Source organism: Bacillus sp. FSL K6-1006, assembly GCF_038593175.1.
Taxonomy (GTDB): Bacteria; Bacillota; Bacilli; order Bacillales; family Bacillaceae; genus Bacillus; species Bacillus safensis.
In genome coordinates, this window is sequence record NZ_CP151970.1 from 2,621,511 (window position 1) to 2,643,088 (window position 21,578).

The following is a 21,578-nucleotide window of genomic DNA, read 5'->3' on the forward strand; positions in this document are numbered from 1 at the left end:
CACATGATGAGAAAAAAAGATCACCCCTCGAAGGAATGATCTTTTATAGAACTTACTTGTCTAGTTGTGCTTTTGCAGCATCAGCAAGCTGATTGAATGCATTTAGGTCATTCACAGCAAGGTCAGCAAGCATTTTGCGGTTTACTTCGATACCAGAAAGCTTTAAGCCATGCATTAAACGGCTGTAAGAAAGACCGTTCATACGAGCTGCAGCGTTGATACGAGTGATCCATAGTTTACGGAAGTCACGTTTTTTCTGACGACGGTCACGGAAAGCGTAGTTTCCAGATTTCATCACCTGTTGGTTTGCTACTTTGTATAATCTATGTTTTGAACCGAAATAACCTTTTGCTAATTTAAGAACCTTTTTACGACGCTGACGCGACACAGTTCCGCCTTTTACTCTTGGCATTGTAATTCCCTCCTATGATTCCTATTCCAAATTACTTAATGTTTGCTAGTTGTTGTTTGATACGTTTGAAATCTCCAGCACTTACGATTGCACTCTTACGCAATTTACGTTTTTGCTTTGTAGATTTGTTAGCGAACAAGTGACTTGTGTACGCATGAGAACGTTTAAGTTTACCAGAACCTGTTTTTTTGAAACGTTTAGCAGATCCGCGGTGAGTTTTCATTTTTGGCATTGGATGTTTCCTCCCTCTGTTACTTTACTTTTCGACTTTTGGTGCAAGCATGAGGAACATGCTGCGTCCGTCCATCTTAGGTTTTGTTTCTACTGTTGCTACTTCAGCGCAAGCTTCAGAGAAACGGTCTAACACGCGCTGTCCGATTTCTTTATGCGTAATCGCACGGCCTTTAAAGCGGATAGAAGCTTTCACTTTATCTCCCTTTTCAAGGAATTTGATAGCATTACGGAGCTTCGTGTTAAAATCATGTTCATCGATTGTCGGGCTCAACCGAACTTCTTTTAAGCTAATGATTTTTTGATTCTTACGTGCCTCTTTTTCCTTCTTCTGCTGTTCGAATCGGAACTTACCATAGTCCATGATTCGGCAAACAGGTGGTTTTGCATTTGCAGCAACTAACACAAGGTCAAGATTGGCTTTCGTAGCAATTTCCAGAGCTTCCTGGCGGGTTTTAATCCCAAGCTGATCGCCATTTTGTCCGATCAAACGAACTTCACGCGCACGAATACCTTCATTAACTAATTGATCTTTGCTAATAGTGAGCCACCTCCATGAGATTTTGAATTGAGTTCACAATTCATTTGACCATTTCGTTGTATGTTTTACAGGCAAACAAAAAGTGTGGGCATATAAAACACCCACACTGCGAACATTTGCATGAAAAAATAAATGTACGGTCAACCTGTCAACTACAAACATGTGTCAATCAGGTGAGAAGCGGGTGCTTCTGCTTGTGATATCTATTCAATTCGTTAATTATTCTACACAATTTTCATTCGTCCGTCAAGTAACCGAACTCTTGAAACAACTTTTTCAGTTTAACATGATGAGACGAATTGGGCAAGACTTTTTCACACAATGACGCCATCAAAGAATCAACTGCATAAAGATTGGGATGACGATAACGGTCACAACTCCTACGACCACAACGGCGATACTTGCCATCGCTGCTTCTACTTCTCCCATCTCAATTCCAACAGAAACCCCAAGCGCATGTCCTGATGTACCAAGTGCAAGACCTTTTGCCACTGGGTTTTTAATGCGAAATAATTTTAAGAAGAAGGCACCTAGTGCATAGACAATGACTGCGTTAAATATGACCGCAAAGGCTGTGATATCTGCGATTCCGCCAATATCCTTTGCAATCGGAAGAGCAATCGCTGTTGTCGCTGCTTGTGGAAGCATGCTTTTCATCACAGCCGCATCTAAATGAATCCCTTTCGCTACGAGATATACGATCGTAATGGAACAAAGTGAACCTACAAAAATAGCGGATAAAATTTGCCACCAATATTTTTTAAGCAAGGCTCTCTGCTTATAAAGCGGGATAGCGAAAGCAATCGTGGCAGGCTCTAAGAAAAATTTGATAATCTTGCCGCCCTCATTATAATCTGCGTAGGAAAAACCGCCAACTTTCAAAAATAAAATGCCCAGTACCATCGCCACAAACAGCGGGGTGAACAAGAAGAAACCTTTTGATTTTTTAAATAAGAATGTCCCTATCCCAAAGGCGACTAATGAGACGACAATGCCAAAATAAGGACTCATTGTACTTGTACCCATTTTGCATCTCTCCTTTAATGCGTACTTGAAGCTGGTTTATTTGAATGAGAAGGAGCAGATTTACTCTCCTTTGTCTCTTTACGTTTCTGCGGTCTTTCTGATAATTGCATGAGAAGCTGCGAAAACAGCCCTGTCGCTGCAAGTAACATAATGGTTGCAATGATAATGACGCCGACTACTTGCACACCTACTTCTTGCATGACACCTAGTGATTGAATGACTGAGATTCCAGAGGGAACAAATAGAAAGCTAATGAGTCCTGTCAATGATGTTCCTAATTGCTCCACCTGCTCCAGTTTAACGATTTTCGTTGTTAACAAAACAAATAATAGAACCAAACCAATGACGGATGCGGGCATCGGAATCGGTAAATACATTGAAATGAGATTAGAAACAAACATTACGGTTGCAAAAATAAATGCTTGAGATAGAAATCCATATACTTTCGTGGCACTCATGCCGCTTCACCTCTTTCTTCGACTGCCCTCAGTATAAGGCATGAAATAAACGAATGAAGCGTTTACAATAAAACTCGCTGGATTCAATGACTGAAATGCAAAAAACGAGTATTGAAATACAAACAAAAAAAGCCCTCCTACTCTAGCAGGAGTGACTTCTTTAATTCTTTGGCATATGTGCGGCTGACAGGAATGATAGACCCGTCTGTCATATGCAGATTATACGTCGAATTAAACCACGGCTGTACTTCTTTCATATGAGAGGTATTCACGATATAGCTGCGATGAACCCTCATAAAGTAAGCCTCAGGAAGTTTCTTTTCTATGACCACAAGCGGTTCTGTGACCTCATACATGTGATCCTTTGTTTTCACGACCTTTTTCCCCTCGCTGAGTCCAACATACATGATCTCTTCAACTTGCAGGATCACAATTGAGTCATCGACTGAGATGGCTAATTTTTGCTGGCGGGGCGCTTTCTCATCTGACAGCTGGTGCTCTTGCGTCTCAACAGATTTCCACTTTTTAAACTTTTGAATGGTCTGGAGCAGCCGCTCTTCATCAAATGGTTTTGTTAAGTAATCAAGGGCACTTACCTCAAACGCCTTCAGCGCATATTGATCAAAGGCTGTCGCAAATACAACCGCTGGCGGATCAGACATCCGGTTGAGCCTTTTGGCAATATCAAATCCGTTCTCACCAGATAAATCAATGTCTAAAAAGAGCAGATCCGGCTTATGATCGACCATCCGGTCAAAAGCAGATTCTATATTTTCTGCTTCCTGTATTTGAACATCCTCTTTCGTTCTTCGTAATAAGTATTTTAATTCATCTCTTGCTAACACTTCATCATCTACGATTAATACTTTCATCAACGAGAATCATCCTTTTTTACATAGTCCATCGGAATGCGAAATGAGATGTCAGTGCCTTTGTCACTATGAATGGATAAAGCGGCTTGTCTGCCAAAAATCCCTCTTAACCGCTGATCTAAATTAAAAAGGGCTGTCCCTGTTCCTTCTAGTGATTCGACAGGCGCTTTTAATAGCTGAGCCATCTTGTCATCATCGATCCCTTGTCCATTATCTGTCACTTTCATATAAACATGCCCATCTTTCATCAAAGCAGATACGATGACTTCACAATTCTTTTGATGTTTAGGAAAAGCATGTCTCACTGCGTTTTCAACAAGCACCTGAAGCACAAAGGGCGGAATCATCACCTGCTCCAGCTCCTTTTCGATTTGAAAGGTCACATGGTATCTATTTGGAAACCTTGCTTGTTCGAGTGATAAATATGCCTCCACATGCTGAATCTCCTTCTGCATTGGAATCAGCAGCTGGCGGGCGCCTTGCATATTTGAACGGAAATAAATACTTAGCTGAAGCAGCAGCTTCCTTGCCATCTCCACATTGGTTCTGCATAAAACAGAGATGGTATTAATAGCGTTAAATAAAAAGTGCGGGTTCACTTGTGCTTGAAGTGCTTTGATCTCTGCATCTTTTAAGAGGCGGCTTTGAGTTTCCGCCTCCCCCAGCTCAAGCTGTGTGGAAAACAGCATCGCCAAACCTTCTGCAAGCTCCTCTTCCACCCTGCTTAATCCGACCGGAGAATTGAAATACATTTTTAACGTTCCAATCGTTTGACCGTTAGAAGTGAGCGGCAGCACGATTGCCGCTTCAAGAGGGCAATGGGCAACTGAACAATTGATCTCGCCCTTCGAATGTGCCTTCATAATTTTGCCGCTCATCAAGACTTGTTTGGACAGCCCTGTAATCAGGCTCTTAGATGGAATATGATGATCTGTTCCATCTCCGACATGCGCTAAAATCTTTTCTGTGTCTGTTAAGGAGACTGCATCTGTTTCAGTCAACCGATGAATGATCTCCGCCACACTTTTACATGACTGTTCATTTAACCCTTGGCGGAAAAAAGGCAGTGTTTGATCGGCGATCGAAAATACACGATGTGTCTGCATCGCCTTTGCCTGCTCTTCTTGCCGAATGACTGACTGTAAAATAGATAAAAAGATAAAGCTGCCGATTCCATTCACAAAGACCATCGGCAGGGCGATGATACTGACAAGCCCCCATGCATCCGCAAATGGCCTTGCAAACAGAAGGATAATGATCATCTGCAATGATTCCATCGCCACACCAAAAAGAGCTGCTTGGCGAGGTGTCACCATTCGATTCCTCCGCTTAAACCTGCTGCCGACATAGCCTGCAATGACACCCGCTAAAATGGAAGAAATCGCACAGCTGAGCGCGGTGCTTCCTCCTAAGGAATAGCGATGAACTCCAGCTAAAAGCCCTGCGCCAATCCCTACAAACGGCCCCCCGATTAAACCACCCATTTCGATCCCCATAATTCTCGTATTGGCGATAGAGCTTGACGAGCCAAGGTGATAAGAAAACTCATGATTCATGACAATTTGCTGCTGAATTTCAATTCCTGTGTAATTGCTGATAATACTAAAAGAAGCAAAAATGAAGACAAGAATTGCCTTTTTCCGAAACCCTTGATTATGTAGCAATAGATTGCGAAAGCCCTTCACATGAGCAAGCACAAATCCTAAAATAACGATGATCCCCACACGCTCAATCATCATAATAATTAAATGAAGCAAACCGGCCACCTCGAATGATGTATGTCATATCTACTGTCTTTCTATTCTATCATGTGCGGTCAATGATCAAAGATCTCTCAAATCTTTTCTTTATCGCCCCCTTCTTCTATTGTAAAATGAACATGAGCCTGACACTTGCAATTGAAGGTAACACATACATAACAAGGGAGAAGATCATGAAAGCCGTATTTTTCGATTTAGATGATACTTTGCTTTGGGACGAAAAAAGCATTCACACAACTTTTCAGGAAACTTGCCGGGAAGCGGAAAAGAAATATGGACTTGATCCAGAATCGTTTGAACAGATTGTACGTGAAGAAGCTAGAAAGCTGTACTCTTCCTATGAAACATATGATTATACTGTCATGATCGGCATTAATCCTTTCGAAGGACTGTGGTCCAATTTTAGTGAGCCGATTAGCGAAGGCTTTCAAAAGCTGAACGCCCTTGCACCAGAGTATCGTAAAAACGCTTGGACCAACGGCTTAAAGACAGCGGGAATTGACGATGAGGCATTTGGACAATATTTGGCTGATTTCTTTGCAGCAGAACGCAGAAAACGCCCATATGTCTATGAAGAAACATACCCTGTTTTAAACCGCCTGAAAGGCAGCTACGAATTGCTCCTTTTAACAAACGGAGATCCTAGCCTTCAAAAGGAAAAACTGGCAGGTGTTCCTGAGCTTGCCCCTTATTTTAACGAAATTGTGATTTCAGGAGATTACGGAAAAGGCAAACCCGATCCTGGTATCTTTGAGCATTGCCTTCAGCTGTTAAACTTAACAAAAGACGAAGTGATCATGGTTGGAGATAATCCGAAAACAGATATTCTCGGTGCATCTCGCGTTGGTATCCAAACCGTTTGGATCAATCGCCATGGCAAGAAAAATGAAACAGATGTGACGCCTGATTATGAAATCAAAGACTTACATGAATTGTTTGATATATTAAAATAGAACAAAAAAACACCCTTCTCCTGACGAGATTGGGTGTTTTTGTATTTTTAGAGCTATATGATTGCCGCTAGACTTTGCGCTTGCCGGTCTAAGCCGCGTGCTGCTTCTCCTACAACGATGAATTCCTCACTTGCCTGCTTTACAAGATCCCGGTTTGTAAACACGGTTGTCTTTGCCCGGCTTGTGCCGCTGCTGACTTTCTCTACTTCTGCATGGATCGCCTTCACATATTGATCTACCTTGACGATCGCTTCTTTTGAATTTGTCGCAAGCTTTCGAATCTCTGCTGCCACTACACTAAAGCCATTTCCATAGGAACCCGCATGTGCCGCTTCTATTGCTGCATTTAAGGCGAGCAGCTGGGTTTGTGAAGAAATGCTGTTGATGGTTGCCGCAATGGAGCTGATGGACTCTACCTGCTCCGTTAATCCTTTTAACAAGCTCATATTTTGATCGGTTTCGTTTGCTATATGATCAAAGGAGGCATTGACACTTTGACTATGCTGAATGCCAACTTCTGCTCGTTCCATTAATTTCGCAGACATCTCCTTTAGGTCTTCTACGACTTGCTTCATTGTATGTTCTCTCTTCGTAATATCTGTTGCCACTTTCACAACACCCACTACAGTTCCTTCTTCATCTTGAACAGGTGAATATGTTGCTTCAAGCCATAAGCTGCTGCCATTTTTTGTGATCCGCTGCACTTTTTCCTGAAAGACTTGACCTTCTCTCAAACGCTTCCAAAACATGTGATAGCTCGTGTGTTCTATAATATGTGGAGGACAGAACTGTCTATGTTTAAGACCGATCATCTCTTCTTTAGAATATCCCATGGCTTTTGCAAAAATATCGTTCACCCATAGAACTTCACCTGTCACATTAAATTCAATCATTGCCAGCGAGTGCTCTAATGCACGAAGAACAGCTGATTGCTCCAATACATGTGACGAAAAATTGTTTGTTGTTTGCATCATCGCTTTCATTCCCCCAATTTGTCTCGAACCAATAGTACATACTTACCCTTACTTTTGTACTATCTAAACGTCTCTTTTTAGGAATTGGATCACTAGTGGAGATGTTCTCCAAAAAGAAAAAGCCAGTGATCTAAAGAGAATCACTGGCTGTGCTTATTATTTCTTTGCTTCTGCTACTGCATGTTTCACAAAGGCTTCAAGATCCATTGTTTCTGAATCTTGTTCCCCGTATTTTCTTACATTGACAGCGCCATTTTCTGCTTCTTGATCTCCGACGACAAGCATGTACGGAATCTTTTGCATTTGCGCTTCTCTAATTTTGTACCCAATTTTTTCATCGCGGCTGTCAAGCTCTACACGAAGACCTTCAAGCTGCAAACGTTCTTGTACTTTTTTCGCATAGTCTAAATGAACAGACGGTGAAACTGGGATGACTTGGAATTGTACAGGTGCCAGCCATGTTGGAAGGGCTCCTTTGTATTCTTCAATTAAGAAGGCAACGAAGCGTTCCATTGTAGAAACAACGCCTCTATGAATCACGACTGGACGATGGTGCTTTCCATCTTCTCCGATATATGTGAGATCAAAGCGTTCTGGAAGTAAGAAATCAAGCTGTACAGTGGATAATGTCTCTTCTTTTCCAAGAGCTGTCTTCACTTGTACATCAAGCTTCGGCCCATAAAATGCCGCTTCGCCTTCTGCTTCATAGTAGTCGTGACCAAGCTCGTCCATTGCATCCTTCAGCATCGATTGTGCTTTATTCCACATCGCATCGTCATCGAAATACTTCTCAGTATCTTCTGGATCACGGTAAGATAAGCGGAATGTGTAGTCATTCAAGCCAAAGTCTTGATACACTTCTTCAATTAAGCGAACTGTACGGATGAACTCGTCTTTAATTTGATCTGGACGAACAAAGATGTGTGCATCGTTTAATGTCATACCGCGAACACGCTGAAGGCCGGATAAGGCACCTGACATTTCATAGCGGTGCATTGTACCAAGCTCTGCAATACGAATTGGCAATTCGCGATAGCTGTGCGGCTCGTTTTTGTAAATCATCATATGGTGCGGACAGTTCATCGGACGAAGAACAAGATCTTCGTTGTCCATTTCCATTACTGGGAACATGTCTTCTTGATAATGCGCCCAGTGTCCTGATGTTTTATACAATTCAACACTTGCAAGAACTGGTGTGTACACATGTTCATAGCCAAGACGCACTTCTTTATCGACAATGTAACGCTCAATGACGCGGCGGATTGTAGCGCCTTTTGGCAGCCAAAGCGGAAGTCCTTGACCAACCTTTTGGGAATTCGCAAACAGTTTCAGCTCTTTTCCAAGCTTACGGTGATCGCGTTCTTTCGCTTCTTCCAGCAGACGTAAGTGCTCATTTAAATCTTCTTTGCTGAAGAAAGCTGTTCCGTAAATACGCTGAAGCATTTGGTTGTTACTGTCGCCTCTCCAGTATGCACCGGCAAGGCTTAACAGTTTAAACTCTTTGATTTTTCCTGTAGACGGCAAATGAATCCCGCGGCAGAGGTCAAAGAATTCCCCCTGCTCATAAATCGTCACAGCTTCACCTTCTGGAATCGCCTCTAACAGTTCAAGCTTTAATTCATCACCAATCGCTTCAAAGCGCTTTTTCGCTTCTTCTCTTGATACTTCAATTCGCTCAATTGGCAGATTGCTGTTAATGATTTTCTTCATTTCTTTTTCAATCTTTGGTAAGTCTTCAGGTGTGATGGCAACATCGATGTCCACATCGTAGTAGAAACCATTTTCGATGACAGGACCTACGCCAAACTGAACGTGATGCTCTTTTCCATAAAGGCGTTTGATCGCCTGCGCTAGCAAATGTGCTGTGCTGTGGCGCATAATGTCGAGTGCTTCTTCACTTTTATCTGTGATGATCTCGATTGTTCCACTTTCTAATAGCGGCGTACGCAGATCTATTTCTTTACCGTTCAATTTACCGGCAAGTGCTTTTTTCTTTAGGCCCGGGCTAATTGATGCCGCGATGTCTTCTGTTGTAGCTGTTTTGTCAAACTCCTTGACTGCTCCATCTGGAAATGTAAGTTGAATTTGTTCTGACATCTCTGGTCACTCCTTTTTTTGGCAATATAAAAACCCCGCCCCCTGGAAAGGGACGAGGTTGAATAAACGGAATCGTGGTTCCACCCTTTTTCCCGTACTTGCAGCTTGCTTTTTCATAAGCAAATACGGCTTGTGTTTCGATAACGGGAATTCCCGTCAGCCATTACTAAAATGTTCACAGCTGATGTTCAAAGGTGGTAAAGCAAATGGTCCTCTGCTAGGAAGCTTTCAGCCGCGGCTTCCCTCTCTTTAAGCGGGTGTTCATTTGTTCATGTCCTTATCAATACGGTCTCTGTATGAAGTTACACCGTATTATAAAACGTTTTTTCGTGAAAATCAAGAAAGCTTTTCACTTTTCTTGTTGAAATGAGCATGTACAAATTGAACATTCTGCTCTTGGAATGAATGAGACGGGAACACCTCGACCCTTTCTTGAAAAATATTTTGAATGGTTTGCACCATCGAGTGACCTGTATCATTTGTAAACAGGTCAATTTTTTGCGGTGCAATGGAGACAAGCGGTGCAATCAGCTGTGAATCAATATACATTGGATGCTCTCTTACAAACTGTCTGTCTATGTATTGTTTTTGATCACGCTCAGAAGCGTAGCGAAATTCCCAAATCACCAGGCGGTCCTGATGCACAACATGTACTTTTTCGAGCCTAGGCTCTCTTGCCATCACATAGTCTCGAAGCGATTGAATGAAGTTTTGATACTCTTGCTCCATTTTGTATTCTTCAATGGACACTTCAACATAGTTCTTCAGCCTTCGGTCATACTCTGACAGCCTAAATGTCATAAATGAACCAATTGAAAAAACACCTTGCTGTAAAGAAATCGCTTCAAGCTCCTTTTTTAAAAGGGCTTCTCTTGACGGGTCTTGCTGAATGCCGGGAATATCATCTAAGTCCCCGTTCATAATACTGTGAGCGATGGAAAGAATTTGGTGCTGCTCTTCGGGATCTTTAAACAAATAGGTGTTTTCAAGGATGCTGCGCATGCGCTCATTTTCTTTGCATTCCAAAAAAAAGTGAACCAATAATGGCCGCACAATGTGCTCAAGTGCTTCTTCGGATTCCTTCGCCTCTATGAGAAGCCGGTCTTTCCCTTGTTGAATTGACATGTGATGCCGACTGTCCAAGTGTTCAGCAAGATGTAAAAAAGCGGCGGTATCATATTCATCTTCAAAGATTATTTCAAGCATGTTTGTCCCCCCTAACGACATCTGTTACATATATATGGGGGGAACATAAAAAATAGACGCCTAAAATAAATCAGGCATCTTTCTTTTTAAAATGAGTGGAACAGAGATAAAGATCAAATAAATCAAACAAACAACCGCTAAGGCGGCATAATTGCCGCTGACAAAGCTTGAGCCGAGAACATTTAACGCAATTGTACCCGGTATTAAGCCTAAAAAGGTGGCTGTCACAAATGCACGATAATTTGCACGTGAAGCAGCTGCCGCATAGCTGACAAAATCAAAATGAATCGGTGCAATACGCAATAACAAAATATAAAGAAATCCATGCTCCTGAATACGGGACGTCACCGCTTTCAGCTTCCGGCTGTTTGATTCCGTTTCCTTCTTTTTTGCTCGAAAGGTTGAAGCAATCATGAAGGAGCCTGTTGCCCCGGCTGTCGCTCCAATGAGGGCATAAATCGTCCCAAGGACACTGCCGAATGCCAAACCCGCCGCAAGCGAAAAGACCGTAATCGGGACGAGAACAAACGGGCGGAAAAGAGATAAGAAAAGAAAAACAAAGGGAGCCAGCATTCCAAATTGAAGCACCCAATTCTTCACATCTTTCGGCGCCAGCTGAAGATGCTGTTTATTCAGCCACCACAGCGCAGCAGCAAGAATGCCAATCACAAGAAAAAGCAGCCATTTTCTTTTGTTCATTTCATTTGCTCCTCCTTCAGGTGACATACGCTTTTATAAATGACGGCGGTTTTCTCCTTCGAGCAAGACAGGCTCTGCTAAATAGAGAATCCGTTCCATTAAACGAGCGGCTTTGACCTCTTCCTTTTCCCCCCGCTGTGAGTACGTAAAGTGATGCTTCAGCTCATTTGGTGAGAAATTAGAAGAGAAAAATGTCGGCAGCTGTTCTGCCATACGGTATTGTAAGATCGTACCGAGCAGTTCATCCCGCACCCAGCTTGTCATCGATTCTGCCCCAATATCATCAAGCATTAAAATAGGAGTGGATTTAACCATATTCAGCTTTTCTTCTAGCGTATGATCAGCTAATGAATTTTTTAACTCTCTTACAAATTCAGGCACGTAAACAAGGAGAGATGGGTACTCTTTTTCCGCTAGCTGCTGCGCAATAGCTGCTAGTATATACGTTTTTCCTACTCCAAACTTTCCGTGTAAATACAAGCCTTTTCCTTTTCCAGTCTCATCATAGCTTTGGAGGAATTGACCTACTTTTTGAATGACCTCTTGTCTTCCCACAACGTTCAGATCAGCGAACGTCGCTTGAAGGACATTTTGCGGAATATACATGCTTTTCATCAGCTCTTGCTGTTTTTTCTGTCTATCGAGCCGCAGCTTGACCAGGCAAGGGGAATATTCAATATCAATACTCTGACCTTTGATCACAAGCTTCGGGTGATACCCATCTAAAATGGCATTGACGTTTTCGTCATCTAAGCAGTAAGAGCAGCCCTTCGACTGCTGCACATATTCAAAGAGCCGGTTCAAGCTGCGATTGATCATGTCTTCATGTATCTCTTCTTGATGCTTCTGTAAAAATGCCTTCACATCTTCATCAGACAACACACTTTCTTTAATCTGATTGTATCTCACGCGAAAATCTACTCGTCCTTTTAGCTGTTCAAATGAACGACCGATCGGTTTCATCCCAACTCACCTCACCTTAATGTGCATTGTACTTTTTCATATTTTTAAACTGATCTAACAGTTTTTCTTTTTCTCGTTCAAGGTCTTCTGTAGACAGATTGTCCGTTTGCTCTTTTGCCGGCTGTTCTTTTGTTTCGGTTTCTTTCATCCAGTCAGGCAGTTTCTCTTCCCGGACGACTTTTCCTGAACCATATGGGCTGCGCTGCTTTTTCTGTTGCGCCCACTCTGTCATTTGTCTGTTCTCTTCTTTGGCAATTTTCATGGCCGCAGCAACGGTTTTGATTTTCTTTCTCACCCAATGAGAAGCGATTTTTTGCATATATGCTTTCGACAGCTTCATATCTGTTTTGAGTAATGTATAGTAGATGAGAACATTCATGACACCTGGCTCTAGCTGCTGCTCGATCATGATATCTTCGACAATTCTTAAGTCGGCATATGTTGGCTCAATGCCATCTGCCATGTCTTTTAGCAGCTCCCTAGGCGAAATATGATCCAGCTTTTCAATCAATTTTGCATCTGGAGTATCTGCCGCCTGCGTCTTTGAAGCATCTTGGCGCAAGTGTCTTGGCTGTTTTTGATCAATCAGCTTTGGCTGTTCGCCTCTGTATTCAATTTGGTACCAGTCTCTTGCTGCTTTTCTCAGCTCTTCTGTTGAGATCATTTGATCCGAACCGCATGCACCTGCTACAATATTTTGCATTTGAAGCGGGGTGATGCCGTATACAACAGCTAACTTCTTAATTGTTTCTTTTACCTGCTTTGTCAAAGCCTTTCTTGGAATCATCATGTCAGACATACCCGCTAATAATAGATCGAAATCAAAGGATTTGTCCGAGAGCGGTGCCGGCTGACTCGATCCAACGGTCACATATTCATAGCCTTGATCAAGCGATGACGCCTGATGAATTTCTTCTGTCATCTTGCGCTCGCCTGGCTGCAATACGTGAAACACTTCTTCAAACGACCGTGAAATATTCTTTGCTTCTGCAGGAACACCCGGATAAGAGAAATAATCGCGAAGCTGCATATATTTTGCTTTTTCTACACGATGGTACAGCAGGACATTCAGCATACCATCTTGGAAAAACTCATCTGGTCTTAGCGGCGGTACAAGCTCATATGTAAACAGTCTGCCTTCTTCCGTTTCCTGTTCATATGTGCGGAGTAAGCCGATCGCTTCAAGCTTTAAACGTTCCTCAAAAATATCATTTAAATTCGTTTGCAGCATGACCATGAGCTGCCGATGAGGTGCAGGTTTCCCCCACATACGATTTTGTTCCAGCTCTCCCCACAGCGTCATGTATAAGCTGAAAGCGGACATGCCAATAAGCGGCTGATATAAAAGAGTGATGAGCTGTCTATCGATGTCACCGAGCAATGAAGCGCTTTTGACGACATACGGATCGACGGCTAGCACTTCCTTCCAATGCTCTGTCATATGCTGATCCTCCCCATGAATTGCGATTGTTTCCATTGTACACTCTTTTTGCGTTTTACGCTTTACGCAGGAAAAAGAGCATGAAGAATCTCCAGCTCTTTTTAGCGTTCTTTCTTTAATAGGTCTTTTAATTCATCAATAAAGACATTAATGTCTTTAAACTGCCGGTAAACCGAGGCAAACCTGACGTAAGACACTTCATCAATTTTCGCCAGCTCGTCCATGACCATTTCACCTACAAGCTCGCTTTTCACTTCTGACATGCCTTGATTGCGCAGTTCTTTTTCAATATTAAAGCAGACATCCTCCAGCTGCTTTAAAGCGACAGGACGCTTTTCACACGCTTTGATGAGTCCTCTCAGCATTTTTTCGCGGCTGAATTCTTCTCGAATCCCTTCTTTTTTCACCACAATCAGCGGTAATTCTTCTAATTTTTCAAACGTCGTAAAGCGATATTGGCAGCTTTCGCACTCTCTTCTACGACGGATGGATTTCCCTTCATCTACTGGTCTTGAATCAAGCACCCTTGTGCCAAGGTGCTGACATGTGGGACATTTCATTTTATCAGCTCCGATCTATTCTTGGAAGTTGTTTGTCTAGTTCATCATAAAGCGACAGAACGGTCTTTTGACTATAGCCGAAATCTGTTGGCAGGGCCGTTTCTGTTGTTACATTAAAATCGACAGCTGTTTCAAAAGGACGAATTGAAATAACAGTCGCCACGAGAAAGGCTTTTTTCGGCAATCGTATGTTTGCGCTGATTTCACCTCGTTCTGCTGAAACAGATGTCACTTGATAGGAATCGCTTTGGGAAAGAATGGTTTCCACCGCTTGAAAAACTTGTGCATTCGTCGATTGGTAGTAATGGCTTTTCAGTTCTGACACTAGATGCTCGTCAGATGTTTCTGTATGGTTTGACATGAACCGTTTAAACTTTTGTCTTAAAGTCATACACGTATCCCCTTTGCCATAATGCCTCTTTCTTTATTTTATAAAAAAAACCTTTGTTTTCCTAGAACAAAAGTATAGACAAGCTGGGGAATGTTGGATTTTTTATCAAAAAAAATATAAAAAGGAGCATAACACAAAGGCATTCAATGCTTTTGGCCAGCTCCCATTGCAATCTTTTTTATGTTTACAGTGCTTTGGCTTGTGCCTGTTTTACTTGTACAGGTCCCATGCCTCGAGGAATTTCGATGTTTTCTCTTGTTTCAGCACCTAATTCATCTCCGATATGATCTGCTGCAATATTCGGATCTAGGTCACCGCAAGTATAAACATCTATGCTCGCATAACCATGTTCAGGAAAGCTGTGAATTGTCAGATGAGATTCAGAAATAATGACAACTCCACTTACTCCTTGAGGTGCAAATTTGTGAAAAGCAACCTCTCTTACCTCAGCTCCTGATTTCAAAGCTGCATTTACAAACGTTTTTTCAATAAAATCCATGTCGTTCAGTTTATCACAGTCGCATCCCCATAGCTCGGAGATAACGTGACGTCCGATTGTTTCCATCATGGACCCCCCTTTAAACAAGAATGAAAGAGTGAAGTTCTAAGCAGCCGGACCGGACATATACCACGGGGGAAAGTTAGTCCTAAGAGGTCCTAACCCTTTAAGTATACCCGAATGAGTCTGCGAACAAGAAGTTCACGAAAAATAGTATACTTTGTTTAGACCCATTTTGCAAGCTGTGTTTTTAGTGGGATTTTCTCTCATTTCTTGAAAAGGGACGATCGTCTTCTTCATTTCAAACAGCAGACAGCTCTTTCATCTGTGCGCCGACAAACTTTACTAGGTCAACCACTCGGCATGAATAACCCCATTCATTGTCATACCATGCAAGAACTTTCACTTTTCTCCCTTCCATTACCATCGTTGTCAGTCCATCAACGACTGCTGAATAAGGATTTGTGTTAAAGTCCGTAGAGACAAGCGGCTCATCTGTGTAATCTAAAATACCGGCAAGAGATGTTTTAGATGCATTCGAGAAGGCTGCATTGACTTCTTCTGCTGTGACATCTTTTTTCAAGTCAACGACAAGATCAACCATCGACACATTGGAAACTGGTACGCGGAGTGCAAGTCCGTGTAATTTCCCTTTCATGTGCGGAAGCACTAAAGAAAGCGCTTTAGCGGCACCCGTCGTAGTTGGAATAATGGACTGAGCACATGCTCTTGCCCGGCGCAGATCCTTATGCGGGTTATCGATATTTTTTTGATCATTTGTATAAGCATGAACCGTTGTCATTAAACCATTGTCGATGCCAAATTCATCATCTAACAATTTCACAACTGGTGCTAAACAGTTTGTTGTACAAGATGCGTTTGAAATAATGACGTGCTTTTCAGGATCAAGATCATCCTCATTGACACCCATCACAATCGTAATGTCTTCATTTTTACCTGGAGCTGTTAGAACGACTTTTTTCGCTCCGACATCTATATGGCCCATCGCTTGTTCTTTTGAATTAAATTTACCTGTTGCTTCAATGACGATATCAATCCCAAGCTCTCCCCATGGAAGCTGCTTCGGGTCTCTATTATTAAGCAAAAGAACTCTTTTGCCATTCACAATCAAGGCGTCATCTTCTGCTGTCACATCACATTCGTAACGTCCATGATTTGTGTCATATTTAATTAAATGTGCTAGCGTTTCGGCAGGATAGCTTGCGTTCACCGCTACAATTTGAATTTGATCATCAAGCATTGCTTTTCTGAAGACCATGCGTCCAATTCTGCCAAACCCATTGATCGCTGCTTTTACCTTCATGAACAGGTCACTCCTCTATTATGTGTTATACTCAATAAATTTATTTATGAAATTAGTATATCACATTAGAATGTAATTGCCAGTATATAAACGTATATTTTCTAAAAAGGGCTGTTCTTTTCAAAGGAAATCAGAATAAAGCATAAAAAAAGAAGAGTACGTGTATGTACTCTTACTTATCTGTATGTTCCCATTCATTTAATATGTTCTGCAATTGCTTTCTAATAAACGCGAGATCTTGTGTGTTCTCTATCACGCGGTCTGCTTTTTTACATTTCTCCTCAAGAGGCTGCTGAGAGTGAATACGATTCAGCGCTTCTTCCTCGCTGAGGTCATTTCGATTCATGAGCCTCGACAGCTGCAATTCAGGCGTTGTATACACCACAATGATGCGGTCGACGAGACTTTCCAGCTGACTTTCAAATAAAAGCGGGATATCGAGGACAACGAAGGTTTCCTTCTGACTAACCCCTTCATCTCTCTGTTTGAGCATTTCTTTTCTCACTTCAGGATGAACAATCGCATTCAGCTGCTTTCTTTTCTCTTCATCAGAAAAAATGACGGCTCCAAGCTGCTGCCGGTTCAGCTCCCCATTTGGCAGGAGAACATCCTCACCAAAGGTTTGAACGATTTGTTGAAGGGCTGGTGTTCCTTTGGCAACTGCTTCTTTTGCAATGACATCTGCGTCCACGACCCGGATGCCCTGCTCTTTTATCATTTGCGAGACGGTGCTTTTTCCACTAGCAATCCCGCCTGTTAATCCAATGACAAGCGTCAATTGATTTCCTCCTTTACAGCTTCCACACCCCAATTAAAATGAGCAGGAGCCCTGGTAAGCATGCAAGTTTATCGATCCAGCGCCAATTGGCCAAGTAATGACCGGAACGGAGCCCGATACACACAAAAAGTGAGCTCATCACGGCCACAGTGATACTCATGACAATTGGAGAAAAGCCTAGAATCGCAGCGCCAATCCCTGCGCCAAATGCATCAATGGATAAAGCAATCCCAAGAAGCACCGCTTCTATTCCATTGATCGTCCCAGAACGGTCAATATCTGCACTTGTCGGCTTTCGCAAAATTTGAATGACAAGACCAAGCGATTGCACTTCCACATTGAGCAATGTCTTTTCATGGAGGAGCAAATCACGCTCTTTCGCTGGTTTGTAAAATTGATAAAGGACCCAAAGTCCAATGGCGATTAAAATGCCTCCACCAAGTTTATCTGTCACTGAGACAGGGAGGAATGTCGTCAGCAGGCTGCCAATCAGCATGGAAATGAGCAGCACAATTCCTGAACAGCACGCAATAATGACAATCGCTTTAAATGGAATCTTCATTTTACGAAGTCCATACGTAAATCCTACAGAAAAGCTGTCAATGCTGACTGCAATAGCTAAAAACAGGAGCGAAATCGAAATCATACCTGAACTCTTCCTTTCTGTTCATGCAACGATGATCAAGAGTCTCTAGGCGTCCTTAGACTCTTCTTCACTATATGAAGAGCAGGTGGGCTGTGTGTCAGTCTACACCTTGCTGAAAAATGAATGTTTTTTATCGTATGCACAGCAAAAAGGAAGCATGCTGATGGCTGATTTTTATTGAGGACGCTTTTGGCAGGTCACACAAAAATGAGTGCCGCGCCCTCCGACTACTGTTTTCTCAATGATGCTTCCGCATGTTTGACAAGGCTCTCCCCGCCGGTCATACACAAGAAGCTGCAGCTGAAATGTGCCAATATCACCTTGTGAATTGATATATGAGCGAATCGTGCTTCCTCCTGCATCTACCGCTACTTGAAGTGTATCGATAATATGCCTGTGAAGCACTTTGCACGAATCAAGGCTGAGCTGATTCGCTTTTGTTTCTGGATGAATGCCTGCTTTAAACAAAACCTCATCTACATAAATATTACCTAGTCCCACGACAATCTTTTGATCAAGCAGCGCTGTTTTGACCACACGGGAAGTTTTTTTCAATTGCTCCCATAAATATTCCGGAGTGAATTGATCATCAAAAGGCTCATACCCCAGCTGCGAGAGCGGGAGTTCCTTTTCTTCTTCACCCGGATGAAATAAATGCATCGTGCCAAATTTACGCACATCATGATACCGAAGCTCAGTACCGTCTGTAAACGTAAAGACGACGTGTACATGTTTATCGTATGGCTCATGCGCTTCATGTACACGGTATTTCCCTTCCATCCTTAAATGGGAGACCATTACGTAGTGGTCTAAATGAAAGAGCAGGAACTTTCCTCTTCTTTCAATGGTTTGTATCGTTTCTCCTACCATCCTTCTTGCGAACTCTTCCGGCTCCCCAGGACGTTTGATGATATTTGGCCATTTGATATTGACCGTTTCAATCGTCTTTCCTTCGACTAACCGCTTGAGTGTGCGCCGGACGGTTTCAACTTCTGGTAATTCCGGCATGCTCCTCGCTCCTTTTTCTCTCTCTATTATTTTGCGTCGTACCAAGATGGCCCTGAAGCAAAATCAACTTTTAGCGGCACATCTAGCTGAAGTGCATTTTCCATGACTTCAGGAACAATTTTTTCGAGTATGGCAATTTCTTCTTTCGGCGCTTCGAAAATCAATTCATCGTGCACCTGTAATAAAAGATTTGCCTGCAAGTTTTCTTCTTTTAATTTACGCGCCATATCAATCATGGCCTTTTTAATAATATCAGCTGCACTTCCTTGGATCGGTGTGTTCATGGCTGTTCGTTCGGCAAAGCTTTTGATATTAAAATTACGGCTTGTGATATCCGGGATATACCGTCTGCGTTTGAGAAGCGTCGTGACATATCCTTTTTGTTTCGCTTCCTGCACGATCTCTTCCATATAGGTTTTCACGCCTTTAAAGCTTGTTAAATAGCGTTCGATAAAGGCAGCTGCTTCTTTTCTTGTGATCCCAAGGTTTTGAGATAACCCATAATCACTGATCCCATATACAATACCGAAGTTGACAGCCTTGGCTTGTCTTCTCATAGAGGAAGTCACTTCTTCTTCTGAGACATGGAACACGTCCATCGCTGTCTTCGTGTGAATATCCATATCTTGCGTAAACGCTTCGATCAAATTCTCATCCTGAGAAATATGAGCGAGTACACGCAGCTCAATTTGTGAATAGTCAGCAGCAAACATGAGCCAGCCTTCTTTTGATGGAACGAATGCTTGTCGAATCTTTCGTCCTTCTTCTAAACGGATTGGGATGTTTTGCAGGTTTGGGTCTGTCGAGCTTAGTCTTCCTGTTTGCGTGAGCGCTTGATTAAATCGTGTATGCACTTTATGGGTATCCTTGCGCGTTACTTTCATTAAGCCTTCCACATAGGTCGATTGGAGCTTTCCAATTTGGCGGTAATGCAGAATAGACCGAATGATCTCGTGCTTATCTTCAAGCTTTTCAAGAACATCCGCAGATGTCGAGTAGCCCGTCTTTGTCTTTTTAATAATCGGTAGTCCTAATTTTTCAAAAAGAATCACGCCAAGCTGTTTAGGAGAATTGATGTTAAATGTTTCACCTGCTAAGCGGTGAATGGTTTCTTCATATTCTTTCAGCTTTTTCGTTAACTCTTCACCCATCTTCTCTAGGCGCTCAATATCTACCTTTACCCCAAGGGATTCCATTTCACCTAAGATGAGGGCAAGCGGCAGCTCTAAGTCTTCATATAGTTCATGCTGATCATTTTTTTCTAACGCTTCAAGTGTTAAATCATGCAGAGCAGAGATCGCCGCTGCTTTTCGTCCAAGATGTTCCTTCAGTTCATCTTCAGGTGGAATCGCCTGCTTTGCTCCTTTTCCGTACACTTTTTCATCAGAAAGAGCGATGTTAAGACCATATTCCTTCGCCACACTTGCGACGTCCTCATACGATTTCTGAGGGTTGACGACATAGGAAGCGAGCAGGACATCGTTATCGACACCTTTTAGATCGACATCATGCCATCTGAGGGCGACAACTGCTCTTTTTGAATCAAAGACCCATTTCTTCTTCGTTTCATCCTGTACCCATTGTTTAAATGCGTCTGATTGAAGCGCATCTTCTTTCGTGATAAAAAACGCACCATTTTCATTATGGATTGCAAAACCAATCAAATCTGCTTCATGATAATTATCTCCAAGCTGCTCTACCACAAGAGCAGCTTGATCTGTCAGCATCTCATCCGTTACTTCGGTCATTTTTTTCACTTCTAATGCTTCTACTTCGACCTGTTCACCTGTTTCTGGTGCTTCTCCTAGACGCTCTAGCAGCGTTTGAAAGCCTAGTTCTTTATAAAGAGAGATCACTTGATCCATATGAGGACCTTCATATGCGAGATCCTTGCTTGATACATCTATTGGCGCTTCTACAAGAATCGTTGCGAGTTTTTTACTCATCACCGCTTGCTCTTTATATTCTTCAAGCTTTTCTTTGAGTTTTTTACCGCTGACTTCGTCAATATGTTCAAGCAGGTTTTCAACCGTTTCAAACTGCTTTAACAATTTAATCGCTGTTTTTTCACCTACACCCGGCACCCCTGGGATATTATCTGAGGAATCTCCCATCAAACCTTTCATATCGATGATTTGATCTGGGCGCAGGCCATATTTCTCTTCAATATGAGCCGGTGTGTAATATTCTACTTCTGTAATGCCTTTTTTCGTAATTGCTACCGTCGTATGGTCTGTTGAGAGCTGCGTTAAGTCCTTATCTCCTGAGAAAATTTTGACTTCAAAGCCGTCTTTTTCTGCCTCCACAGCCAATGTCCCGATAATATCGTCTGCCTCGTATTGAGGAAGCTCGTACCTTTTCACCTGATAGGCATCTAATAACTCACGGATAAACGGCATTTGTTCTGATAGCTCTGGCGGTGTTTTTTGTCTTCCGCCTTTATATTCTTTAAATGTCTCGTGGCGGAACGTTGTTTTTCCCGCATCAAATGCGACGAGCATATGGGTTGGCTTCTCGTCCTCGAGCATCTTCATTAAGATCATCGCAAAGCCGTAAATGGCATTTGTGTGGACGCCTTTATCATTTGATAATAACGGCAAAGCAAAAAAGGCTCGATAAGCGAGACTGTTTCCATCCACTAGTACTAATTTCTTTTTGTCTGTCATGTTTTAATCCTCCATCGGCTGAGCCATTTCAGCCGTCTCTTTCACACATTGTATCATCATTTTATCAAAGTTT

The 21,578-nt window shown here is 42.4% G+C and carries 22 protein-coding genes and 2 other annotated features; of the genes, 1 reads left to right on the plus strand and 21 read right to left on the minus strand.

Annotated elements, in window-relative coordinates:
• Positions 1 to 52 precede the first annotated feature (52 nt).
• From rplT to NSS65_RS13690, 7 genes are all read right to left on the minus strand, one after another.
• The gene (gene rplT / locus NSS65_RS13660) at positions 53 to 412 is read right to left on the minus strand and encodes a 50S ribosomal protein L20 (RefSeq protein WP_007501659.1); all 360 of its coding nucleotides are present in this window, start codon (positions 410 to 412) and stop codon (positions 53 to 55) included.
• A 31-nt stretch (positions 413 to 443) separates the two neighbouring features.
• A complete protein-coding gene (gene rpmI, locus NSS65_RS13665; RefSeq protein ID WP_003216324.1) occupies positions 444 to 644 on the minus strand; it encodes a 50S ribosomal protein L35 in 201 nt (66 codons plus the stop codon).
• A gap of 24 nt (positions 645 to 668) precedes the next feature.
• Positions 669 to 1,184, minus strand: a complete 516-nt coding sequence (gene infC, locus NSS65_RS13670) for a translation initiation factor IF-3 (protein ID WP_024718649.1) — start codon at positions 1,182 to 1,184, stop codon at positions 669 to 671.
• A gap of 70 nt (positions 1,185 to 1,254) precedes the next feature.
• Positions 1,255 to 1,386 (minus strand) — a sequence feature (ribosomal protein L20 leader region).
• 128 nt (positions 1,387 to 1,514) lie between these two features.
• Entirely contained in the window at positions 1,515 to 2,210 is a 696-nt protein-coding gene (lrgB, locus tag NSS65_RS13675) for an antiholin-like protein LrgB (protein WP_024425719.1), read from the minus strand.
• A 14-nt stretch (positions 2,211 to 2,224) separates the two neighbouring features.
• Positions 2,225 to 2,668 carry an antiholin-like murein hydrolase modulator LrgA gene (lrgA, locus tag NSS65_RS13680; protein ID WP_024425718.1) on the minus strand — a complete coding sequence of 148 codons (444 nt, stop codon included), beginning with the start codon at positions 2,666 to 2,668 and terminating at the stop codon, positions 2,225 to 2,227.
• Positions 2,669 to 2,805: 137 nt separating this feature from the next.
• Positions 2,806 to 3,543: a LytTR family transcriptional regulator DNA-binding domain-containing protein gene (locus NSS65_RS13685; RefSeq protein ID WP_061109453.1), complete on the minus strand. Its 738-nt coding sequence runs from the start codon at positions 3,541 to 3,543 to the stop codon at positions 2,806 to 2,808.
• On the minus strand, positions 3,540 to 5,297 hold the full coding sequence (locus NSS65_RS13690) for a sensor histidine kinase (protein WP_098677029.1): 1,758 nt from the start codon (positions 5,295 to 5,297) through the stop codon (positions 3,540 to 3,542). Before NSS65_RS13690 ends, NSS65_RS13685 begins: the two co-directional genes overlap by 4 nt.
• 176 nt (positions 5,298 to 5,473) lie before the next feature.
• On the opposite strand from NSS65_RS13690, the gene NSS65_RS13695 reads away from it, so the two are divergent.
• Entirely contained in the window at positions 5,474 to 6,253 is a 780-nt protein-coding gene (locus NSS65_RS13695; protein WP_034624190.1) for an HAD family hydrolase, read from the plus strand.
• A gap of 53 nt (positions 6,254 to 6,306) precedes the next feature.
• Here NSS65_RS13695 and NSS65_RS13700 read toward each other — a convergent pair whose 3' ends face one another.
• The 14 genes from NSS65_RS13700 to polA form a co-directional block, all read right to left on the minus strand.
• Entirely contained in the window at positions 6,307 to 7,227 is a 921-nt protein-coding gene (locus NSS65_RS13700; RefSeq protein WP_149126396.1) for a methyl-accepting chemotaxis protein, read from the minus strand.
• Between the two features lie 156 nt (positions 7,228 to 7,383).
• A complete protein-coding gene (gene thrS / locus NSS65_RS13705) occupies positions 7,384 to 9,324 on the minus strand; it encodes a threonine--tRNA ligase (protein WP_024426134.1) in 1,941 nt (646 codons plus the stop codon).
• Positions 9,325 to 9,369: 45 nt separating this feature from the next.
• Positions 9,370 to 9,617, minus strand: a binding site (T-box leader).
• A 43-nt stretch (positions 9,618 to 9,660) separates the two neighbouring features.
• Positions 9,661 to 10,530 carry a putative sporulation protein YtxC gene (gene ytxC, locus NSS65_RS13710; RefSeq protein WP_024425712.1) on the minus strand — a complete coding sequence of 290 codons (870 nt, stop codon included), beginning with the start codon at positions 10,528 to 10,530 and terminating at the stop codon, positions 9,661 to 9,663.
• Between the two features lie 60 nt (positions 10,531 to 10,590).
• Entirely contained in the window at positions 10,591 to 11,229 is a 639-nt protein-coding gene (locus tag NSS65_RS13715; RefSeq protein ID WP_046312323.1) for a TVP38/TMEM64 family protein, read from the minus strand.
• 33 nt (positions 11,230 to 11,262) lie between these two features.
• A complete protein-coding gene (gene dnaI / locus NSS65_RS13720) occupies positions 11,263 to 12,192 on the minus strand; it encodes a primosomal protein DnaI (protein WP_034279671.1) in 930 nt (309 codons plus the stop codon).
• Positions 12,193 to 12,208: 16 nt separating this feature from the next.
• A complete protein-coding gene (locus NSS65_RS13725; RefSeq protein ID WP_326134876.1) occupies positions 12,209 to 13,633 on the minus strand; it encodes a replication initiation and membrane attachment family protein in 1,425 nt (474 codons plus the stop codon).
• A 101-nt stretch (positions 13,634 to 13,734) separates the two neighbouring features.
• Positions 13,735 to 14,193 carry a transcriptional regulator NrdR gene (gene nrdR / locus NSS65_RS13730; RefSeq protein ID WP_003216720.1) on the minus strand — a complete coding sequence of 153 codons (459 nt, stop codon included), beginning with the start codon at positions 14,191 to 14,193 and terminating at the stop codon, positions 13,735 to 13,737.
• Between the two features lie 4 nt (positions 14,194 to 14,197).
• Entirely contained in the window at positions 14,198 to 14,584 is a 387-nt protein-coding gene (locus NSS65_RS13735) for a hypothetical protein (protein WP_046312030.1), read from the minus strand.
• 184 nt (positions 14,585 to 14,768) lie between these two features.
• Entirely contained in the window at positions 14,769 to 15,149 is a 381-nt protein-coding gene (gene speD / locus NSS65_RS13740) for an adenosylmethionine decarboxylase (RefSeq protein ID WP_003216492.1), read from the minus strand.
• A gap of 235 nt (positions 15,150 to 15,384) precedes the next feature.
• Positions 15,385 to 16,407, minus strand: a complete 1,023-nt coding sequence (locus tag NSS65_RS13745) for a glyceraldehyde-3-phosphate dehydrogenase (protein ID WP_326134850.1) — start codon at positions 16,405 to 16,407, stop codon at positions 15,385 to 15,387.
• A gap of 172 nt (positions 16,408 to 16,579) precedes the next feature.
• Positions 16,580 to 17,185 (minus strand): dephospho-CoA kinase, encoded by a 606-nt coding sequence (gene coaE, locus NSS65_RS13750; protein WP_034279663.1) that lies wholly within the window; start codon positions 17,183 to 17,185, stop codon positions 16,580 to 16,582.
• 13 nt (positions 17,186 to 17,198) lie between these two features.
• The gene (gene ytaF / locus NSS65_RS13755; protein WP_034279660.1) at positions 17,199 to 17,831 is read right to left on the minus strand and encodes a sporulation membrane protein YtaF; all 633 of its coding nucleotides are present in this window, start codon (positions 17,829 to 17,831) and stop codon (positions 17,199 to 17,201) included.
• Positions 17,832 to 18,005: 174 nt separating this feature from the next.
• A complete protein-coding gene (gene mutM / locus NSS65_RS13760) occupies positions 18,006 to 18,839 on the minus strand; it encodes a DNA-formamidopyrimidine glycosylase (RefSeq protein ID WP_065214542.1) in 834 nt (277 codons plus the stop codon).
• 26 nt (positions 18,840 to 18,865) lie between these two features.
• Entirely contained in the window at positions 18,866 to 21,505 is a 2,640-nt protein-coding gene (gene polA, locus NSS65_RS13765) for a DNA polymerase I (protein ID WP_046312038.1), read from the minus strand.
• Between the last annotated feature and the right edge of the window lie 73 nt (positions 21,506 to 21,578).